Origin of the sequence: Parabacteroides sp. ZJ-118 (genome assembly GCF_011038785.1) — a bacterium.
Taxonomy (GTDB): Bacteria; Bacteroidota; Bacteroidia; order Bacteroidales; family Tannerellaceae; genus Parabacteroides.
The window spans coordinates 1-18,708 of the sequence record NZ_JAAKDT010000007.1; the positions used below are offsets into that span (position 1 = coordinate 1).

An 18,708-nucleotide genomic window follows, 5' to 3' on the forward strand; every position below is an offset into this window, starting at 1 on the left:
CGACTTCGGAATCAAGAAGCTCAATAACGAGCAGATACTCGACCTGATGGAAATCATCGAGGACCGCCACGGGCGCAAATCAACCATAATCGCCTCGCAGATACCGGTCGCAGACTGGTATGACTGCCTGGAGACCAACACCACCGCCGCCGACGCAATACTCGACCGGATGGTGCACTCTGCCATACGTTTTGAACTCAAAGGCGATAGTCTGAGAAAAAATCATTAACTTTGCCGCATCAAAAGTGTCCCAGCCTCCTCCGGCGCACTGTCCCAGTCTGCTCCGGTTTTTCCAGTTTGAGTTGCTTGGCATTCAACAGGTACTCACGGAATTTTTTGCACAAGTCCACATTCACATCGCCAAAAGTACATTGCCCTTTAACGAAATTGTAGAAATGCTGATAGACAAACTGCCATTTCTGGTCTTTGCTTCGTGACATCTTCTTGAAGTAAGCAAGGAAATCGGCTTTCTGCTTGGTCTTATCCAAGAAGCCGAACTCTTCATTGATAAGCGATTGCACTCTGATACAACGGATAGCCTCTGCCTTGTTCAACATATCGTTGTTGAACTCTCGCTCCATCTCGTTCTTCGGACGGGCATAGATGTAGATGCCGAGATATTCCCGGCGGCTCATCTGCATCGTTTCGGGGTTACGAACTGCCGGATAATAATCCAGATACAAGGAGATGCGATTATTCCGAATCGCTCTCTGACGAACTGTTACTTTTGTACACGTGTGTGTCATACTGTTTATATTTAGAGTTTTACATTTGTTTGGTGCAAAGGAATAAGGTGATTCAATGGTGGCAACATTCACCGAAAAATAACTGACCTTCGGAATTATTCAATCTTTGGGGCTGCAAATAGCTTATCCAATTCGGGCTTGGAGATAAGCGTGTACTTGCCTTTCTTCACCTTGGGGATATTATGATACTTTGCATAGTGATAGAGCTGGTCACGAGTGAGGCTGAACTTCTCCATTGCTTCAGGTACAGTATAGTATTGCGGTTCTTCAGGCGCAACAACTCCTTTGGCTATATCCACATGCTTCTTGGAATAGTACACCATGATGCCTTCTTTCTTCTTTGGAATGGCATTCTTGGAAACAAAAGTGTAGATGGCAGATAAGCTCATGCCGAACTTCTTCTGCATCTCTTGGACGCTATACCATTCGGTAATGTCGGGGTTTGGGGCTTTCTTGGCAAAGTAAGCGTCCATGTGCTTCTTGCTCCAGTAGGTTTTGCCACGATTGAAAGTCCGGGGGATGTTATTCTTCTTGGCTACCAAGAATATCCATGACTCGTTTACATGGTATTTCTCTTTCACTTCGGCAGTAGTATAGAAGTCGGTGATAGGGGCTTTCTCTTTTGTAGGAGTATGGAACTCTGTCGGATTATTGAATAACTCATCAATATCCTCTTTCTTCAAAAGGTATTTGAAGCCCAATCGAGTGACCTTTAATTCACCTCGTTTAATGTATCCGTAAACGGTAGGTCGGGTTACTCCGAGATAGATTGCGGTCTCGGTAATTGTGAGAAATGGTTTGTCTTTGATTCTTTCGATAGGCTTTTCTTCAATCTTCTTCTCCACGAATTGATTGTTAGCCTTGATTGCTTCATCACGCCTCTTCTTTTTATAAAGAGCGTTGGCGCATTGTTTGGAACAACACGCTGTTGTTGTCTTTTGGGCGATAAACTCTTTACCGCACCAAACGCAAATTCGCTTAATTTTCAGGTTACTGCTCATTTTAATACATCTTTATTTCTCCATTATTACTGTAAATTCCCGTAAAACCGTGTAAAATGGCGTAAAGTTTCTCCACGACCTTTCCACCCGAATTCCGGATAGCAACAAGCGAGCAACAAATGCGGTACAAAAATGAGCTGAAAAAGCCCTATAAACGATAACTATCGCTTATAAGGCTAAAAAGAAAGACGCTCAAAATGAACGCCTTAATAATCATTGATGATGTATGCTAATCGTTGGTAATCACCATTTACTTGCCGATGCAAAAATGCTGGAATATATTCCGCAGCACCTGATCTGTCGTAACTTCTCCTATGATATCCGACAAGTGGAATATGCACGCTCGTAGATCTTGCGAAATGAGATCCCCGGAAAGGTTGGAGCTCAAGCCCTCTTGTACGTTATGTATAGCTTCCAGCGCATGCGTAAGAGCCTCGAAGTGGCGGACATTTGTCACGATGATGTCGCTTTGGTGGAGGGTGGGGATGGAAGCGACTTCCGTGAGGAGTTGTTGCAGCTCCGCGATATGCAGCTTGCGCTTGGCGGAGATCGCGATTTGATGCCAGTCGCCGGTGGGGAAAGAGAAGGCGGGGAGAGAGGGCGCGGGTAATACGTCGCATTTGTTCATCGCCAGGATAACAGACTTATCCGTCAATCTCGGAGCTATTGCCTGATAAAAAACCTCGAAATCCTTGAGGTCGCAGGTCAGGTCGTACATGAGGATGACGATTCGCGCTTGCTCTAGGGCCCTGAAACTGCGTTCGATGCCGAGCGCTTCGATCGTATCGCTTGTCTCGCGGATACCGGCGGTGTCGATGAAGCGGAAGAGCTGGCCGTTGATAAGGATCGTATCCTCGATAACGTCGCGGGTCGTCCCGTGGATGTCGCTGACGATCGCTTTATCCTCGTTCAGCAGCGCATTCAGCAAGGTGGACTTGCCAGCGTTCGTCTCACCGATGATGGCGACGGGAATGCCGTTCTTGATGGCGTTACCTACGCTGAAAGATTGGGCGAGCCTGGAGATGACCTGCTCGATATGATCTGCGAGCGCGCGAAGCTCGCTACGATCTGCGAACTCCAATTCCTCGTGATCGCTGAAATCCAGCTCCAGTTCCATGAGGGAGGTGAAATGGAGCAGCTGGTCCCGGAGTCCGGTGAGCTCCTTACTGAAACCGCCTCGCATCTGGCTTAGGGCCAAACGATGCTGACCCGCCGAAGTGGAGGCGATCAGATCCGCGACGGCCTCCGCTTGACTGAGGTCCATCTTGCCATTCATGAAAGCGCGTTGCGTATACTCACCCGGTCGCGCCATACGGCATCCGTTGGAGATAAGGGATTGCAGGATTTGTTGTTGGATATACGTCGAGCCATGGCAGGTGATTTCCACCGTGTCTTCCCCCGTGAAAGAATGGGGGGCGCGGAAAACGGCGGCGATCACCTCGTCTATCGTTTCGTCATCGTTGCCGCTGATGGAACCATACGTCAAGGTAGAAGCCTTTTGGGTAGACAAACGCTTACCCGCCCTCTTGGGGCGGAATATCCGGTCACAAATCTCGAGGGCATCCGGCCCGGAGACGCGGATCACCGCGATTCCTCCCACTCCCGGAGCCGTAGATATAGCGCAAATGGTACTCATCCCGTCTGTCAAACCGTTATCAATTCATACGCTTGAGAACCCAGCCCGATTTCTTCCGCGTAACGCAGGCCGGCTTGCCAGTTCGTGTCCGGGTGGATCAGATGGAATTTATCCGCTCCCGCCAGATGCTCGTGCGGATGAGCCTCGGCCAATTTGTTGCCTCCGATAATAGGCGCATTGATCACCATATCAGCGCAAGCCTTATCCAAGGCCACCGGATCAAAAGAGGCGGCGATGCCCAGATCCGGGATGATGGCGGCGTCGTTATGGTTCCAGCAATCGCATTCCGGAGATACGTTCATGATAAAGCTGACGTGGAAATGGGGCTTGTCTGACAATACGGCTTTCGTGTACTCGTCGATCTTGTAATTCAATCGCTCGGAGGTGTCATCTTCGCCCATCACGGCGCCATCGTACTGGCAAAGAGCCACGCACTGCCCGCAACCGACGCAACGTGCGTAATCGATCTCGGCCTTTCGGTTGTCGCTCAAATGGATGGCCTCGTGCCGGCAATGCTTGACACATAGGTTGCATCCCTTGCAATGATCGGTGTCGATTCGAGGTTGCGATGCCGAGTGAAGCTCAAGTTTGCCGCCTACGCTGGCGCATCCCATGCCGAGGTTTTTCAGCGCGCCGCCGAAGCCGGCCTGCTCGTGGCCTTTGAAATGGTTCATGGAAATGATGATATCGGCATCGGCGATGGCGGCGCCGATTTTCGGGGCCTTGCAATAGCGCCCGTCGATCTCGATTTCCCGGTAGTCCGTGCCTTTCACGCCATCGGCGATGATAACGTCGCAACCGGCGGACAGGGGATTGAACCCGTTCTCCATGGCGCTTTGAAGATGATCGACAGCGTTGGAGCGGCGGCCTGAGTATAGGGTGTTACAATCGGTGAGGAACGGTTTCGCACCGAATCCGCGCAGCAGGCGCGCCAGGCGGGCGACGTAATTCGGGCGGATGTATGCCAGATTCCCCGGTTCGCCGAAGTGGATCTTGATGGCTACAAATTGATTCTTGAAGTCGATATTGGCGATACCGGCACGTTTCACCAGGCGCTCCAGCTTGTCCAGCAGGTTGCTGCTGGGGGTCGTGCGTAAATTCGTAAAGTAGACGTTGGATGTGTTCATCTTTTTATTGGTTTAGTGCTGGCAAAGGTATGAAAAACACGGAACATTTTTTACATTCGCGCAAGACAGATTGATAAGGATCCCCATTCCGCTGTGGAATCTCTTGGCCCTCCTCCGGTTGGGCGAGGGGGAGGGGAGGACGCGGGCTTGACCGTATGGCCGGCACGGGTCGCAGGATTTAGTCATTGAGAATTTTAAAAATAGGATCGCTATGTCAGAAAGCATGAAGAACAGAAGAAGTATCCGTACCTATACGGATCAGGATATCCCGGAGTCTTTGCTGAATGAGTTGCTGGAAGTGGCTGCTCGCGCCTCGAATACGGGGAATATGCAATTGTACAGTGTCGTGGTCACCCGCGACCCCGCGAATAAGGAGAAACTGGCCCCGGCTCATTTTAACCAGCCCATGGTTACGGGAGCGCCGGTGGTCCTTACGTTTTGCGCGGACGCGAACCGTTTCGTGAAGTGGGCGGAGTGCAGGAAGGCGAAGGCCGGATTCGACAATTTGCAGACATTTATCGCCTCGACGATAGACGCGATGCTGTTTGCCCAGAGTTTCTGCGATGCCGCCGAGGAGAAAGGCCTGGGCATTTGCTACCTGGGCACGACGGCTTACAACGCGGACCGGATTATCGAGGTGCTTTCTCTTCCTCGTCTGGTTGTCCCGATCGTTACGGTCACGGTGGGCTATCCGGCAGCGCCTATACCCGCTCAAGTAGAGCGTTTGCCTCTGGCGGCCGTGGTACAGCACGAGACCTATACGGACTTTACCCCGGCCTCCATCGATGCCCTGTATAGTGAGAAAGAGGCATTGGCGGTGAACCGGCAGTTTGTAAGGGAGAATAATAAGGAGACCTTGGCTCAGGTCTTTACGGACGTACGCTATACGAAGCAGAATAATGAGTATTTCTCTGGCGTATTGCTTGGCGTGTTGAGGCGGCAGGGTTTCTTGCCGGAGGAATAGGTTCCCGGAGGGTCGCCGGGGGAGTCGGAAGCCTCGCGAGACGCGCGGCGAGGGGTCGCCGGGCATCCCGCACGCGTTTGAAACCAGATCCGCTAGATGCGCTCCAATACCTTTTCGATCAAACCTCCCAGCGAATCCTTGTAATCCGTGTTCATCCGGTGATCCACCCGCCCGGCGATGATACAGCATACGGTCATCGCCCGGTGCCCCATAAGGGCGGCCAGGCCGGCCAAAGAGGAGCTCTCCATCTCGAAGTTCGTAATCTTTCGCGCCTTGTAGTCGAAAGCCTCTATTTTCCGGTTCAACTCCGGGTCGGCCAGGGGCAGGCGGAGCTCGCGTCCTTGCGGCCCGTAAAAGCCATTCGCCGCGATAGTCGTCCCCCGGACCATGTCGTCGCGGGTGATTTGCTCGATCAACGACGGATCCGCCGATACGACATAGGGGCGGATGCCGTTAAGCCGCCAGTCCAGCTGTTTCACGAGTTCGGATTCCAGCTCTGCGTCGCGCACGGAGTCACTGTCCGCGTAGAAATAAATGACGCCATCGAATCCGATCGATTTCTCCGCCGCCACATAAGTCCCGATCGGGATGAACGGCTGCAACCCTCCGGAGGTCCCGATACGGACCAGGGTAAGCCGCTTGAACGCCGGCTTGACCGTACGGGTCGCGAAATCGATATTCGCGAGCGCGTCCAGTTCATTCAATACGATGTCGATATTATCCGTGCCGATGCCATGGGAGACGACCGTGATCCGTTTCCCCCTGTATCGGCCTGTGATGGTATGAAACTCCCGGCTGGAAATCTCGCATTCCCGGGAATCAAAATAGGAGGCGACGGTCGTGACCCGCGCGGGATCACCGACCAGCACCACGCGGTCCGCGAGTTGCTCCGGTCTTAGACGCAGGTGGAAAACGCTGCCATCCGAATGGATCGCCAGTTCTGAGGCGGGGATTGTTCTCATATTCGATCAGTTGATTACGTTTGTCTTATTCAGGAGGGGCAAGGCGCGAACCCCGCCCCCTCCCCGTGCGGGCAGCCCTGTCTCAGTCCTTTAAGGGTCTTGACGGAGCGCCGGCCGGTTTGGCGATCGCTTCGCGCATGGAGGTGTCCGCCTCGATGTTCTTCATCTTATAATAGTCCATTACGCCCAGGTTTCCCGTGCGGAAGGCGTCTGCCATCGCCTTGGGAACCTCCGCCTCTGCCTCGATCACCTTGGCCCGGGCCTCCTGCGCTTTCGCCTTCATCTCTTGTTCGAGGGCGACAGCCATCGCACGGCGCTCCTCGGCCTTTGCCTGGGCGATGTTCTTATCCGCTTGCGCCTGGTCCATTTGCAAGAAAGCGCCGATGTTCTTGCCTATGTCGATATCGGCGATGTCGATGGAAAGGATCTCGAAAGCCGTCCCGGCGTCAAGTCCCTTGCGAAGCACTAGCTTCGAGATGGAATCCGGGTTCTCCAATACGGTCTTGTGGCTTTCGGATGAGCCGATGGAAGATACGATACCCTCGCCCACGCGGGCCAAGATCGTCTCCTCCCCGGCGCCACCCACCAATTGCTTGATATTTGCGCGAACGGTGACACGTGCCTTGGCGATTAACTGAATGCCGTCTTTCGCCACCGCTGTCACCGGAGGGGTATCGATCACTTTCGGGTTCACCGACATTTGTACCGCCTCGAATACGTCGCGTCCGGCCAAATCGATAGCGGTGGCCATCTGAAAGGGAAGGTCGATATTCGCCTTCGACGCGGAAACCAGCGCGTGCACCACCTTCTCGACATGTCCACCCGCCAAGTAGTGCGCCTCCAGCTCGTCACGCGTGAGCGTCTTCAATCCCGCCTTGTGCGCCTCGATCATCGCGCGCGTGATGATCGAGGGAGGGACCTTGCGGATACGCATCAAGAATAACTGGATCAAGGAGATATTGACTCCCGATACTTTGGCCGAGATCCAGAGCAGGAACGGCACGTAATAGAAAAAGATCGCCAGCAGAAGCACCGCAGCTCCCAACAGGACAAGGGGTAAAAAGGTTATTTCCATATACAAAAAAATTTAAGCGTGAATAGTTGTCTCTTCTCTCGGGCGGACAACCGCATCGCGGCTGTCTGCCCTGATCACTTAGTTCAGTTGGGGTTGTCTCTCAGGTATGCGATCTCAGCGTTGCGCGCCCGCTTCTCCCATTCGTCCGGTTGGTCGAGCAGGTTGTCCAGCCTCTCTTCCGCGTCAAGAATCGTAGGCTTCAGCTGTTCTCGCCTCGCCTTGTCCCCTTTGATGTAGCCGGCTCGCAAGCTCTCCAGCCTCTCCTTCAACTCCTGGATCTGCTTACGGAGGGCAACCGCCTTCTCGTAGCAGTTCTTCGCCTCCGGGCTTCGGATATCGTCCAGCGTGTAATAAACGATATCCTGATGGATCGGGAACGTGAAATCTTTCCGTATCTCCACACGTCCATAGGGTATCTCGGCATGGGCCAGATGAACCAGCTCTTCGTAATTCGATCCGGGTTCCCACGAATCCTTGATCGAGGCGATCGAGGCCCGGGCGCGTTTCAGTTCGATGTCCTCGCTATCTACCCGCTCGCGGTTGTCATTCGGGATGAACAGGTATACACAGACTTTCCCTTCCGGCTGGTGGCGATCGGAAACGAACCATCCCAATTGCTTGGCTTCGTCGATCACCATCATATAATCGTTGGACGGGGAGTTATAGGGCATGCCCAGCTGCTCCGGTGTCAGGTACGTATCGGAATTGATGTTGTAGCGGGTGACGAATAAATCATATCCGCCCAGGGAGCCGTTCCCTTTGGACGCGTAATAAATCGTCACGCCATCGGCAAGTACGAAAGGATACCCGTCGTCGGCGTCACTATTGATATTCATCGGCAGCTGTTTCTCGTCTCCCCATTGGTCCATGAGCTTGGATTGGGTAAAAAGACAATTGCGGCTGCCGTCTGTCGGGTGGGCGTAATAGATCTTGTCCCCCTTCTGGTTCATGTATACCGACGCATTGTCCGGATCCTTTGTCCGGAAGAAATCCTGGTAAGTGGTCAGCCTGCCGCTCTCCTCGCTCAAGGTATAAGCGGACAAGAAATCCTCTTTGTCAACGACCATGCTATCGATGATCCGGACATTCTCTACCTTATCAAGCATGCGGCTTGCCTTGCTTGCCAAATCCATACGGATCCGGTAAGGCTCCACCTCTTGTTTCTTTTTCGTCAGGAGGGTGATGTATTCCTCGAACATCTCCTCGGCCTCGTCAAAACGATAGGTCCGGTAGTAGATTTCTCCAAGGTATCGATAAGCCTCCTGTATCCTACGCTTCGCAGCGATCTTGAGGTGTTTCTCCGCTCCCGCTAAGTCTCCGGTCTCGAAACAGCAAACGCCATACCACTGATTATAAGAGGCATTACTTGGCACTCGTTTCACCAGCCTCTCGAACACCGGTTTGGCTTCCGCGTAGTTCCCGTCGTTATAGAATTTCTTTGCCTGATCAAGATTTTGCGCATGTAGCTGCATCCCTCCGCATACGAGTGTGACTCCTAGCGCGTAAAGCAGCTTTTGGGATAACCGTTTCATTTTTTTTCTGTTCTGGATTATGTAGTTATACAGTCTCAAAGGTAAGAATATTTTTGTAGAGGCATGCAAATCGAAAAGATAAATATATAATTTCGCGCCTATGAAGAGGGTATATACCTCGAAAAATAAGATAATATGCAAAGTGTTTATACGATTTTGTTGTTGATCGTGTCTAATGTTTTTATGACATGCGCCTGGTACGGCCACTTGAAGATGAAGCAACAATTCAGTTGGTTCGAGCATCTTCCTTTGTTTGGCGTAATCCTGTTCAGTTGGTTTCTCGCTTTTTTCGAGTATTGTTTCCAAGTGCCGGCGAACCGTATCGGTTTCCGGGATAACGGGGGACCGTTCAACTTGATCCAATTGAAAGTGATCCAAGAGGTGATTACGTTGGTGGTATTCGTGGCCTTCAGTACCATCGCCTTTAAGGGGGAGTCGTTTAAATGGAACCATGCGCTCGCCTTTGTCTTCTTGGTAGCCGCGGTCTATCTAGTTTTCAAGAAATAAGATCGGCGCGTTTGATGGTGATAAGCGACGCTACAGGACCTGTTGCCCCAGGTGCGCGAATATCGCTTCGGTGTCCTCCGGATGGAACCATGTTATCTCCGGGTCCCGTTTAAACCAGGTCATTTGCTTCCGGGCGTAGACCCGGGAGTCTCGTTTGATCTTCGCTACGGCGAGGTCCAAGGTCCATTCTCCGCTGAGATAATGGAACAATTCTTTGTAACCGACCGTGTTCAAGGAATTCAAATGACGGAAGGGATAAACCCGGCGGGCTTCTTCCAATAAGCCCTCGTCCATCATTTGGTCCACACGTCGGTCGATACGTTCGCATAGTTCGTCGCGGTCTCTGGCAAGCCCTACTTTGATGATCCGGAACGGACGCTCTTTCTTGCTGTTCGTGCGAAAGGAGGAGTAAGGCTTGCCTGTCATCCGGCAAATCTCTACGGCATGGATCACCCGTTTGTAATTATCGCGGTCCACCTCCTCGTAATGAACCGGATCCGCTTCTTTCAACTCGGCGAGGATAGGGGCTAGTCCCTCGGTCTCATATTGCCGGTACAAGGCATCCCGGATCTCCGGTGTAACCGTCGGGATATCATCAATGCCCTTACATACGGCGTCGATGTACATCATAGAGCCTCCGGCCATTACGACGGTCGGTATCGTTTTATGTAATTCGGATAAAAGGGAGATCACGTCTTTCTCGAAGTTGCTGGCGCTGTAATAATCGGTAAGCGAGAGCGTGCCTACCATGTAATGCTTGACGCGGGCCCTTTGTCCCGGTGTGGGGGCAGCCGTGCCGATCGGGAGGTCTTTATAGAGCTGACGGGAGTCGGACGAGATAATCGGAGAGCCGAAACGTTCCGCCACCTGGAGGCTCAACTCGGTCTTTCCGACTCCTGTCGGCCCAAGCAATACAACGAGCGAATTCATCAAAAACGCTCGTCGTCGTAAGGATTATCCATCGGGCCTTCGCCTAAACCGTCGAAGCCGCTTTTATCTAACTCATCGATATCGTATTCGGAATCCCCGTAAAAATCTTCTCCCACATCCGTGCCGTTGTTTCTCGTCTCGAACTCATCCAAAGAAATCATCTGCGCGGGAGGGGTACCTGTCGATTTGCTACAGATAGGGGCATCCAGGTTTTTCCCCGGAACGATCTCGCGAAGCTCCATGAAGAACGCACGTTCAGTCATATAATCGAAAACGAAAAGTAGTTTTTGGCGCTCATCTTCCAATAATTCTTCCAGTTGGGTATCGGCCATGACATAGCTGTCCTCCTCGGAGGAGGTATCCATCTCCACTAACGTGATCTCTGTTTTCTTACTCCAGTCATCGTCACATATAAAGAAAGAGGTCATTTGATCTTTTGTATAGCCCACAGAGTCGAGGATGGCGTTTTGCAAATCCAAGAAAGTAGCCTCGGAATCAATCTTGATCTCGCGCTTGAAGTTGTCTGCTTCATCTGATAGGATTAGAAATCTGAATAGCATAGTCGTTTAGTTTTATTGTCGCCTCAAAAGTAGTAAAAATATGGATATGCCCAATAGGCGTCGCTATAAATAATGAAGGGGGGGCGCGCTTCCGATCCTTCCGTCTCGATCGCTTTCAGGGTAAGTTTCGTGCCGGTCGGAATATCCATGCCCGGGGTGTCTTGGAAGGTCACCCGGTGGTGTCTTGGGAGATCACCGGGTGATACCGTGTCGTTTATACGTCGATCGAGCCTCTTACGATACCCCGGCTGGAAGACTTGATGAAATTAAGGATCAAGTCTCTTTCCTCGCTGGGTTCGTATTCCGTCTCGATCGCCTTCAGCGCCTCCGTATTATTCAATCCTCGGGTATACAGCGTGCGGTAGATGTCTTGAATCAGGAATACCTGCTGATTCGTGAATCCCCGGCGACGCAAACCTACGATATTGATGCCGCAATAGACGATTGGATCGCGGCCGATCAAGGTATAAGGCGGAATATCTTTCCCGATACGGGAACCGCCTTGTATCATCACGTGCTTGGATATACGCGAGAACTGATGTACCAAGGAACCTCCGCTTACGATGGCGAAATCGTCAATCTCCACCTCCCCGGCGATTTGCGAAGCGTTTCCGATGATAATATGATCTTTCAAGACGCAATCATGGGCCACGTGCGAATAAGCCATGATTAAGCAATTGCGGCCTACCACGGTCTTTCCTTTGGAAGCGGTACCCCGGTTGATCGTCACGCACTCGCGAAGCGTCGTGTTATCTCCGATTTCCGCCGTCGTGGTTTCTCCCGCGAATTTCATGTCTTGAGGGATACCGGCGACGACCGCTCCCGGGAAAACAGCGCAATTCTTGCCAATCCGCGCGCCATCCAAGATGACGGCGTGAGGATATAGATGGCAATTGTCACCGATTACGACATCTTTCTCAATCACGGCAAACGGATCGATAGTTACATTCTGCCCGATCCGGGCTTCCGGATGAACGACTGCTAGAGGAGATATATTCATGATCGTACGTTATCTTATTATTTGTTTTTTACAATCTGAGCCATGAACTCGGCTTCACTAACCAATTTATCGCCAACGAATACATACCCTTTCATGGTGGAGATGCCGCGACGGATCGGCGCCAGCAATTCCAGACGTAAGATCAATGTGTCGCCCGGAACGACTTTCTGACGGAATTTCACGCCATCTATTTTCATGAAGTAGGTAGAATAACGCTCCGGCTCATCTACGGAATTCAAGACTAGCAAACCTCCCGTTTGTGCCATGGCCTCAACCTGCAAGACGCCCGGCATGACCGGCTCCTGCGGGAAATGCCCTTGGAAGAACGGCTCGTTGGTCGTGATATTCTTTACGCCTACGATGTAATTTCCTCCGATCTCGATGATCTTGTCGACCAATAAGAATGGATAGCGGTGTGGCAACAGCTCGCGGATACGATTGATATCCATCACCGGCTCGCGGTTCGGATCGTATACAGGGGCTTGCACCTCGTTTAACTTGATATCCTTGCGGATCATACGGGCCAGCTGGTTATTGATCTTATGGCCCGGACGGGTAGCGATCACACGTCCGCGGATCGGCTTGCCGATCAAGGCGATGTCTCCGATCACGTCGATCAATTTATGACGTGCCGGCTCGTTATCGAATACAAGCGGTTTGTTATTGATATAGCCTAACTCCCGTACGTTCTTGTGAGGGATGTTCAGCATATCCGCCAATTTGTCCAAAGACTCTTGAGGGATTTTCTGGTCGTAGATGACAATGGCGTTATCCAAGTCTCCACCCTTGATTAAGTTGTTGTTCAACAACATCTCGACCTCGCGGACGAATACGAACGTACGTGAGGCCGCCAATTCCGCGGGAAATTCGCCAAGATCGTTCAACGTGGCGAATTGGTTGGAAAGCACGGGCGAATCGAATGAGATCAATACGTTCGCGCTGAACTTATCATCCGGAAGGATGATCAGCGAAGAACCGGTCTCCTCATCTTTTACCTCGATCTTGTGCTTTACGATGTAATAATCCTTCGGAGCGTTTTGCTCAACGACCCCTGTCTTTTGGATTTCCTCGGAGAAGAAGCGGGAGCTTCCGTCCAGGATCGGAAACTCGGGCGCGTTTACCTCGATCAAGCAGTTATCGATCTCATAAGCGTATAAAGCCGCCATCGCGTGCTCGATCGTACTTACTTGAACGCCATTCTTGCTGAGTACCGTACCCCGTTGTGTATTAACCACGTTCTCCGCCAAGGCATCGATCGTCGGTTGGCCTTCCATATCGACACGTTTGATCTTGTATCCATGGTTCTCGGGCGCGGGATTAAACGTAATCTCTATATCTAATCCGGTATGCAACCCTTTTCCTTTCAAGGAGAAACTTGCCGCGAGCGTTTTCTGTTTTTGCATAGGTCTTTATTGTTTATTGATTTCTTTCTTGAGTTGTTCGATCTCCCGTTGCATTTGCCCCAGCGAGCGGTATATATCCGGAAGACGGTTGAAGATTGCGCTGGAACGCATGAAATTCTTCGCGTTGATCGCCGGCGCCCCAAGCAATGTCGCGGCCTCCTTTACGTCGCTGATAACGCCGGCCTGAGCTCCGAATACGACATGGTCCGCCACACGGATATGTCCGGCCAGGCCCGCTTGCCCTCCAAACATGCAATGCTTCCCTATTTTTACGGAACCGGCGATGCCGACTTGCGCCGCCATCACGGTATTCTCGCCTACCTCTACGTTGTGAGCGATTTGTACGAGATTGTCCAGCTTAACGCCTCTACGAATGATCGTGGAATCCATCACCGCGCGGTCGATCGTCGTATTGGCTCCGATCTCTACATCATCCTCGATGATAACGTTGCCTAATTGCGGGATTTTCTTGTAAGTCTCCCCTTCGGGAGCGAATCCGAAACCATCGGCCCCGACTACGCTGCCGGCATGCAGGATACAATTATTACCGATCGTGCAATTCTCGTAAACGGTGGCATGCGGATAGAATACGCAGTTGTCTCCTACCGTCACGTGGTCGCCGATATAGGCGTGCGGGTATACCATACAGTTCTTACCCATTGTCACGCCTTCTCCGATGTAGGCGAAGTTGCCGACATAACAATCGTCGCTCACGGTCGCGGAAGCGGCGATAAAAGCGGTAGAATCAACCCCCTTCTTTTTGCTCTTCGATTGCTCTACCCGATTCAATAACACTGCGAGCGCCGCGTAAGCGTTCTCTACTTTTACAAGTGTGGCTTTTATCGGTTGTTCCGGTTTAAAATCATGATTCACCAAAACAATGCTTGCCTCGGTAGTATAAATATGATGCGCATATTTAAGATTCGCCAAAAAGGTCAATGTACCTGGCTTTCCTTCTTCTATTTTAGAGAAGTTGCTGACTTTGATGTCCGGATCTCCTTCGATCGTCCCGTTCAGGAAGTCGGCAATTTGTTGGGCTGAAAACTCCATTACTTATTCAATTATATATGTATCTTCGTCGACCGTCCGCTGTTTATGGACAGTTCGTTTGCAAAAGTGGTGAAAATTCTTTACATAGCCTATGCTTCGCGGGGAATAATTCCCTTATCGCGTAGATAACCGGCCATTTCTTTCTGTACGGTATGCGCTGCCTCGCCGGCTACGTTGGCGAAAGCCTCCGTCTGGTCCGCGTAAATAATCGCACGGGAGGAATTGACCAAAAGGCCGCATTGGTCGTTCATCCCGTATCGGGCTACTTCCGCCAGGCTTCCGCCTTGAGCGCCCACGCCCGGGACTAACAAGAAATGATCCGGGGCCTGCTTGCGGATGTCCAGGAACATCTTGCCTTGGGTAGCGCCCACTACATACATCATTTGCTCGTCGGTCGCCCACGCCTGCGATTTCTTCAATACTTTCTCGAAAAGACGTTCGCCATTCGCGTCTTCCGTCAATTGAAAGTCCTGTGAGCCTTTATTTGAGGTCAAGGCCAATAAGATTACCCAAGCCTCCGGGTAGATCAAGAATGGCTTCACGCTATCCTCGCCCATATAGGGAGCGACCGTTACGGCATCTACCTTGATATGATCGAAGAAAGAACGGGCGTACATCTCGGAGGTATTCCCGATATCGCCGCGTTTTGCGTCGGCGATGATAAATTGATCGGGATAATTCTCCCGTAAATAGGCCACTGTTCGCTCAAAAGCCATCATGCCCTTTGTGCCGAGGCTCTCGTAAAAAGCCAGATTCGGCTTGTAAGCGACGCAATAATCGGCGGTAGCGTCGATGATCGCTTTATTGAACGCAAAAATAGGATCTTCCTCCGACAATAGATGCCGCGGGATCTTTTTTATATCGGTATCTAATCCGACACAAAGGAAGGATTGTCTTTTTTTTATATTCTCGAATAGTTGCTGCTTGTTCATTTTCTTATTCCGTATGAAATGATTGGTGTGTTTACAATTCAGACTCTTTCAGTCGCTCGGCGTTCTCCGCTACGATCAGGTGGTCCAAGCAGTCTTGAATTTCGCCGTCCATAAAGGCTGAAAGATTATAGATCGTGTAATTGATACGGTGATCCGTAATACGTCCTTGCGGGTAGTTGTAAGTACGGATCTTCGCGGAACGGTCACCGGTAGATACCATGGTCTTGCGCTTGCTGGCGATATCATCCAGGTATTTCTGGTGTTCCTTGTCATAAATAAATGAACGAAGACGGGTAAGCGCCCTCTCTTTGTTCTTCGGCTGGTCTCGTGTCTCCGTACATTCGATCAGGATTTCCTCACTCACACCTGTAATGGGGTTCTTCCAGACATAACGCAGGCGAACACCGGATTCCACCTTGTTTACGTTCTGGCCTCCGGCGCCACCGGAGCGGAAGGTATCCCATTTAATCTCCCCTTCATTGATCTCAACATCAAACTCATCCGCCTCGGGCAATACGGCGACCGTGGCGGCGGAGGTATGTACACGTCCTTGCGTCTCCGTAGCCGGTACGCGCTGTACGCGGTGTACGCCGGACTCATACTTCAACGTTCCGTATACTTTCTCGCCCGATACCGTGAAGATGATTTCCTTAAAGCCGCCGGACGAGCCTTCGCTAAAGCTAGACACGCTTATTTTCCATCCTTTCAGCTCACAATACTTCACGTACATGCGATACAGATCGCCGGCGAAAAGGGCGGCTTCGTCACCTCCCGTTCCTCCTCGTATCTCAACGATCGCATTCTTGTCGTCTTGCGGATCAGCGGGGACGAGCAATAATTTTATCTCTTCTTCCAAAGAGGGAATACGTTCGTTGCAGGTATCCAGCTCTTCACGGGCTATTTCCCGCATTTCCGGATCTTGCTCGGACTCAAGCAAGGCTCTCGCTTCCTCGATCCCGTTCAAGACTTTCACGTATTCCGAACGAGCTCTCACGATTTTCTCCAAATCGCGGTACTCTTTGTTCAGCTTTACGAACCGTTTCATGTCGGCGATCACCGCCGGGTCGGTAATAAGGGTACCGACTTCCTCAAAACGGCTCACTAATCCGTCTAATTTACCAAGTAAACTATTTTCGGCCATTTATCTGTATTAATAGGTGAAGCGACCTTTCTCGCTTTCGATAATCAATTCATTTTTATCGGCTTCCTCTACGAAGCCCACGATTCGTGCGTCAATGCCAAAGCTTTTTGAGACGCTGATTACTTCTTCCGCGTACTCGGGAGCGATGTAGATCTCCATCCGGTGTCCCATGTTGAATACCTTGTACATCTCGCTCCAGTCCGTACCGCTCTGTTCCTGAATCGTGCGGAACAGCGGCGGGATAGGGAAGAGGTTGTTCTTGGTCACGCGCTTGTTCTCTACGAAATGCATAACTTTTGTCTGGGCCCCTCCCGAACAATGTACCATGCCGTGGATTTGGGCGCGCAGCTTATCAAGCAATACCTTGATTACCGGCGCGTAGGTACGTGTCGGCGAAAGCACCAGCTTTCCGGCGTCGATCCCTAATCCTTCGATCCGGTCCGTAAGTCTCAATCCTCCGGAGTATACCAATTCCTCGGGGACGGCGGCATCGTAGCTTTCCGGATATTTTCTCGCTAAGTACTTGGAGAAAACATCATGGCGGGCGGAGGTCAATCCGTTGCTTCCCATACCGCCATTGTATGCTTTCTCGTAAGTGGATTGTCCGGAAGATGCCAGGCCTACGATCACGTCCCCTCCCTGGATATTCTTAGTATCGATTACGTCCGAACGTTTCATGCGGCAGGTAACCGTGCTGTCTACGATGATGGTACGAACCAAGTCGCCGACATCTGCGGTCTCGCCACCGGTCGCGTAGCAGCCAACGCCCATCTCGCGTAATTCCGCCAGCAACTCGTCCGTCCCGTTGATGATCGCCGAGATCACCTCGCCCGGGATCAGCAGCTTGTTACGTCCGATCGTGGAAGAGACCAAGATGTTGTCTACGGCACCTACGCAGAGCAGGTCGTCGATATTCATGATCAGGGCGTCTTGGGCGATACCTTTCCACACCGAGAGATCTCCGGTCTCTTTCCAGTACAGATACGCTAAGGACGATTTGGTGCCGGCGCCATCCGCGTGCATAATATTGCAATATTCGGGATCACCGCCTAAGATATCGGGGATGATCTTACAGAACGCTTTCGGAAAAATTCCCTTATCGATGTTCTTTATCGCGTCGTGAACATCTTCTTTCGAAGCGGAAACGCCTCGCAGGTTATAACGTTGATCACTCATTGTACTGTATTGTTTGAACCGCGAAGGTAATACTTTTTTATGTTACTTATCTAAGTTTTAAGACATCTCCTTCTTCCGGGATGTAATCTTTGTCTTTTTTATTCATTTTATACAGGCTCTTGATCCGGATCCCGTACATCTGCGCGATGCTGTGCATCGACTCCCCGACTTGTATCACATGGTCGTAATTCGGTTTGTCCGCCTTCTTCTTTTTCTTCTCCAGGTATACGATATCGCCCGCCTGCAACGGGAAGTCCTCGGGCACCTCATTGAATTTCATCAACTGCTTGGCCTTGAATCCCAGGCTTCGGGCGATCCGGTCGAAACTGTCGTTGTCCTTGGCGTATACATAGATCAGGCCGTGGGTCCGATAGACTTGATAATCGGACACCGGAAGATCTCGCTGCTTCTTCGCGGCGGTTTTCTTTGTTCCCTTGCCGGAGTCAAAGCGATATAACTCATAATCTTCGATAACCTTGATTAGTTTATTCGCGTAAGCACGGTCGGTCGCGTAACCGCATTTTTGCAGTCCTTTGGCCCAGCCTTTGTAATCCTTGATGCTTAACTTGAACAGGCGTTCGTAGCGGGAGCGTTCGGCGAGGAAGCGGGAATGGTCATCGTAAGAGTCCTCTACTCGTTTGTATTTCCGGAAACACTCTCCCCGCAGGTCGTCGTCGTGATAGACCCTGCCTCCCCGCCAGTCTGAATGGCATTTGATACCGAAGTGATTGTTGGAACGCCTGGCCAAGTCGCTTTGCCCGGCTCCGGACTCCAGTAATCCTTGCGCTAAGGTGATACTTGCCGGGATGCGATATTTCTTTTGGTGTTGAACCGCCAAGTCACTGTATTTATTGATGTACTTCTGATAGAGAGTCAGCTTCCGCTGGCTTTCCGCCCCCGCGCTTAAACAGACGAGGGAGAGGCATAATATGCCTAAAAAATGAAGGGATAAACGCATACTTGTTC

General features: G+C 51.3%; 18 protein-coding genes and 1 pseudogene. 3 read left to right on the forward strand and 16 right to left on the reverse strand.

Features of this window, described 5'->3' with window-relative positions; genetic code table 11:
- A partial coding sequence (locus tag G7Y39_RS03530; RefSeq protein WP_165154149.1) for an ATP-binding protein occupies positions 1-229 on the forward strand: 229 nt, incomplete at its 5' end.
- Positions 230-296: 67 nt separating this feature from the next.
- Here the strand turns inward: G7Y39_RS03530 and G7Y39_RS03535 are convergent.
- From G7Y39_RS03535 to G7Y39_RS03550, 4 genes and pseudogenes are all read right to left on the reverse strand, one after another.
- Positions 297-746, reverse strand: a pseudogene (locus G7Y39_RS03535) (phage integrase SAM-like domain-containing protein); the annotation flags it as partial.
- A 95-nt stretch (positions 747-841) separates the two neighbouring features.
- Positions 842-1,747: a helix-turn-helix domain-containing protein gene (locus tag G7Y39_RS03540; protein ID WP_165155132.1), complete on the reverse strand. Its 906-nt coding sequence runs from the start codon at positions 1,745-1,747 to the stop codon at positions 842-844.
- A 250-nt stretch (positions 1,748-1,997) separates the two neighbouring features.
- A complete protein-coding gene (gene mnmE, locus G7Y39_RS03545) occupies positions 1,998-3,383 on the reverse strand; it encodes a tRNA uridine-5-carboxymethylaminomethyl(34) synthesis GTPase MnmE (protein ID WP_165155134.1) in 1,386 nt (461 codons plus the stop codon).
- An 8-nt stretch (positions 3,384-3,391) separates the two neighbouring features.
- Positions 3,392-4,510, reverse strand: a complete 1,119-nt coding sequence (locus G7Y39_RS03550; protein WP_165155136.1) for a DUF362 domain-containing protein — start codon at positions 4,508-4,510, stop codon at positions 3,392-3,394.
- Positions 4,511-4,721: 211 nt separating this feature from the next.
- Here G7Y39_RS03550 and G7Y39_RS03555 point away from each other — a divergent pair, with 211 nt between their 5' ends.
- Positions 4,722-5,474, forward strand: a complete 753-nt coding sequence (locus tag G7Y39_RS03555) for a nitroreductase family protein (protein WP_165155138.1) — start codon at positions 4,722-4,724, stop codon at positions 5,472-5,474.
- 92 nt (positions 5,475-5,566) lie between these two features.
- On the opposite strand, the gene G7Y39_RS03560 is transcribed toward G7Y39_RS03555, so the two are convergent.
- The 3 genes from G7Y39_RS03560 to G7Y39_RS03570 all read right to left on the reverse strand — a co-directional run bounded on the left by G7Y39_RS03560 (position 5,567) and on the right by G7Y39_RS03570 (position 9,043).
- On the reverse strand, positions 5,567-6,436 hold the full coding sequence (locus G7Y39_RS03560) for a nucleoside phosphorylase (protein ID WP_165155140.1): 870 nt from the start codon (positions 6,434-6,436) through the stop codon (positions 5,567-5,569).
- Between the two features lie 82 nt (positions 6,437-6,518).
- The gene (floA, locus tag G7Y39_RS03565) at positions 6,519-7,511 is read right to left on the reverse strand and encodes a flotillin-like protein FloA (protein ID WP_165155142.1); all 993 of its coding nucleotides are present in this window, start codon (positions 7,509-7,511) and stop codon (positions 6,519-6,521) included.
- An 83-nt stretch (positions 7,512-7,594) separates the two neighbouring features.
- Complete coding sequence (locus tag G7Y39_RS03570; protein WP_165155144.1) at positions 7,595-9,043, reverse strand: tetratricopeptide repeat protein; 1,449 nt, start codon at positions 9,041-9,043, stop codon at positions 7,595-7,597.
- A gap of 135 nt (positions 9,044-9,178) precedes the next feature.
- Here G7Y39_RS03570 and G7Y39_RS03575 point away from each other — a divergent pair, with 135 nt between their 5' ends.
- Positions 9,179-9,550, forward strand: coding sequence for a DMT family protein (locus tag G7Y39_RS03575; protein ID WP_165155146.1), 372 nt, complete (start codon positions 9,179-9,181; stop codon positions 9,548-9,550).
- A gap of 30 nt (positions 9,551-9,580) precedes the next feature.
- On the opposite strand, the gene miaA is transcribed toward G7Y39_RS03575, so the two are convergent.
- The 9 genes from miaA to G7Y39_RS03620 all read right to left on the reverse strand — a co-directional run bounded on the left by miaA (position 9,581) and on the right by G7Y39_RS03620 (position 18,700).
- The gene (gene miaA, locus G7Y39_RS03580) at positions 9,581-10,480 is read right to left on the reverse strand and encodes a tRNA (adenosine(37)-N6)-dimethylallyltransferase MiaA (RefSeq protein WP_165155148.1); all 900 of its coding nucleotides are present in this window, start codon (positions 10,478-10,480) and stop codon (positions 9,581-9,583) included.
- Positions 10,480-11,040, reverse strand: coding sequence for a hypothetical protein (locus tag G7Y39_RS03585; protein ID WP_165155150.1), 561 nt, complete (start codon positions 11,038-11,040; stop codon positions 10,480-10,482). Before G7Y39_RS03585 ends, miaA begins: the two co-directional genes overlap by 1 nt.
- Before the next feature lie 214 nt (positions 11,041-11,254).
- Positions 11,255-12,040 carry an acyl-ACP--UDP-N-acetylglucosamine O-acyltransferase gene (gene lpxA / locus G7Y39_RS03590; RefSeq protein ID WP_165155152.1) on the reverse strand — a complete coding sequence of 262 codons (786 nt, stop codon included), beginning with the start codon at positions 12,038-12,040 and terminating at the stop codon, positions 11,255-11,257.
- 17 nt (positions 12,041-12,057) lie between these two features.
- Positions 12,058-13,443: a bifunctional UDP-3-O-[3-hydroxymyristoyl] N-acetylglucosamine deacetylase/3-hydroxyacyl-ACP dehydratase gene (locus tag G7Y39_RS03595; protein WP_165155154.1), complete on the reverse strand. Its 1,386-nt coding sequence runs from the start codon at positions 13,441-13,443 to the stop codon at positions 12,058-12,060.
- Between the two features lie 6 nt (positions 13,444-13,449).
- The gene (gene lpxD / locus G7Y39_RS03600; RefSeq protein WP_165155156.1) at positions 13,450-14,493 is read right to left on the reverse strand and encodes a UDP-3-O-(3-hydroxymyristoyl)glucosamine N-acyltransferase; all 1,044 of its coding nucleotides are present in this window, start codon (positions 14,491-14,493) and stop codon (positions 13,450-13,452) included.
- Positions 14,494-14,582: 89 nt separating this feature from the next.
- Entirely contained in the window at positions 14,583-15,425 is an 843-nt protein-coding gene (gene pyrF, locus G7Y39_RS03605; RefSeq protein ID WP_165155158.1) for an orotidine-5'-phosphate decarboxylase, read from the reverse strand.
- Between the two features lie 31 nt (positions 15,426-15,456).
- Positions 15,457-16,566 (reverse strand): peptide chain release factor 1, encoded by a 1,110-nt coding sequence (gene prfA / locus G7Y39_RS03610; RefSeq protein WP_165155160.1) that lies wholly within the window; start codon positions 16,564-16,566, stop codon positions 15,457-15,459.
- Between the two features lie 9 nt (positions 16,567-16,575).
- Positions 16,576-17,742 carry an AIR synthase related protein gene (locus G7Y39_RS03615; RefSeq protein ID WP_165155162.1) on the reverse strand — a complete coding sequence of 389 codons (1,167 nt, stop codon included), beginning with the start codon at positions 17,740-17,742 and terminating at the stop codon, positions 16,576-16,578.
- A gap of 46 nt (positions 17,743-17,788) precedes the next feature.
- Positions 17,789-18,700 (reverse strand): glucosaminidase domain-containing protein, encoded by a 912-nt coding sequence (locus tag G7Y39_RS03620; RefSeq protein ID WP_165155164.1) that lies wholly within the window; start codon positions 18,698-18,700, stop codon positions 17,789-17,791.
- Positions 18,701-18,708 lie beyond the last annotated feature (8 nt).

What these genes read in the sequence shown, in the direction of transcription:
- G7Y39_RS03540 (WP_165155132.1), bottom strand. Translation starts at nt 1,747, where the DNA reads ATGAGCAGTAACCTGAAAATTAAGCGAATTTGCGTTTGGTGCGGTAAA.
- mnmE (WP_165155134.1), bottom strand. Translation starts at nt 3,383, where the DNA reads ATGAGTACCATTTGCGCTATATCTACGGCTCCGGGAGTGGGAGGAATC.
- G7Y39_RS03550 (WP_165155136.1), bottom strand. Translation starts at nt 4,510, where the DNA reads ATGAACACATCCAACGTCTACTTTACGAATTTACGCACGACCCCCAGC.
- G7Y39_RS03555 (WP_165155138.1), top strand. Translation starts at nt 4,722, where the DNA reads ATGTCAGAAAGCATGAAGAACAGAAGAAGTATCCGTACCTATACGGAT.
- G7Y39_RS03560 (WP_165155140.1), bottom strand. Translation starts at nt 6,436, where the DNA reads ATGAGAACAATCCCCGCCTCAGAACTGGCGATCCATTCGGATGGCAGC.
- floA (WP_165155142.1), bottom strand. Translation starts at nt 7,511, where the DNA reads ATGGAAATAACCTTTTTACCCCTTGTCCTGTTGGGAGCTGCGGTGCTT.
- G7Y39_RS03570 (WP_165155144.1), bottom strand. Translation starts at nt 9,043, where the DNA reads ATGAAACGGTTATCCCAAAAGCTGCTTTACGCGCTAGGAGTCACACTC.
- G7Y39_RS03575 (WP_165155146.1), top strand. Translation starts at nt 9,179, where the DNA reads ATGCAAAGTGTTTATACGATTTTGTTGTTGATCGTGTCTAATGTTTTT.
- miaA (WP_165155148.1), bottom strand. Translation starts at nt 10,480, where the DNA reads ATGAATTCGCTCGTTGTATTGCTTGGGCCGACAGGAGTCGGAAAGACC.
- G7Y39_RS03585 (WP_165155150.1), bottom strand. Translation starts at nt 11,040, where the DNA reads ATGCTATTCAGATTTCTAATCCTATCAGATGAAGCAGACAACTTCAAG.
- lpxA (WP_165155152.1), bottom strand. Translation starts at nt 12,040, where the DNA reads ATGAATATATCTCCTCTAGCAGTCGTTCATCCGGAAGCCCGGATCGGG.
- G7Y39_RS03595 (WP_165155154.1), bottom strand. Translation starts at nt 13,443, where the DNA reads ATGCAAAAACAGAAAACGCTCGCGGCAAGTTTCTCCTTGAAAGGAAAA.
- lpxD (WP_165155156.1), bottom strand. Translation starts at nt 14,493, where the DNA reads ATGGAGTTTTCAGCCCAACAAATTGCCGACTTCCTGAACGGGACGATC.
- pyrF (WP_165155158.1), bottom strand. Translation starts at nt 15,425, where the DNA reads ATGAACAAGCAGCAACTATTCGAGAATATAAAAAAAAGACAATCCTTC.
- prfA (WP_165155160.1), bottom strand. Translation starts at nt 16,566, where the DNA reads ATGGCCGAAAATAGTTTACTTGGTAAATTAGACGGATTAGTGAGCCGT.
- G7Y39_RS03615 (WP_165155162.1), bottom strand. Translation starts at nt 17,742, where the DNA reads ATGAGTGATCAACGTTATAACCTGCGAGGCGTTTCCGCTTCGAAAGAA.
- G7Y39_RS03620 (WP_165155164.1), bottom strand. Translation starts at nt 18,700, where the DNA reads ATGCGTTTATCCCTTCATTTTTTAGGCATATTATGCCTCTCCCTCGTC.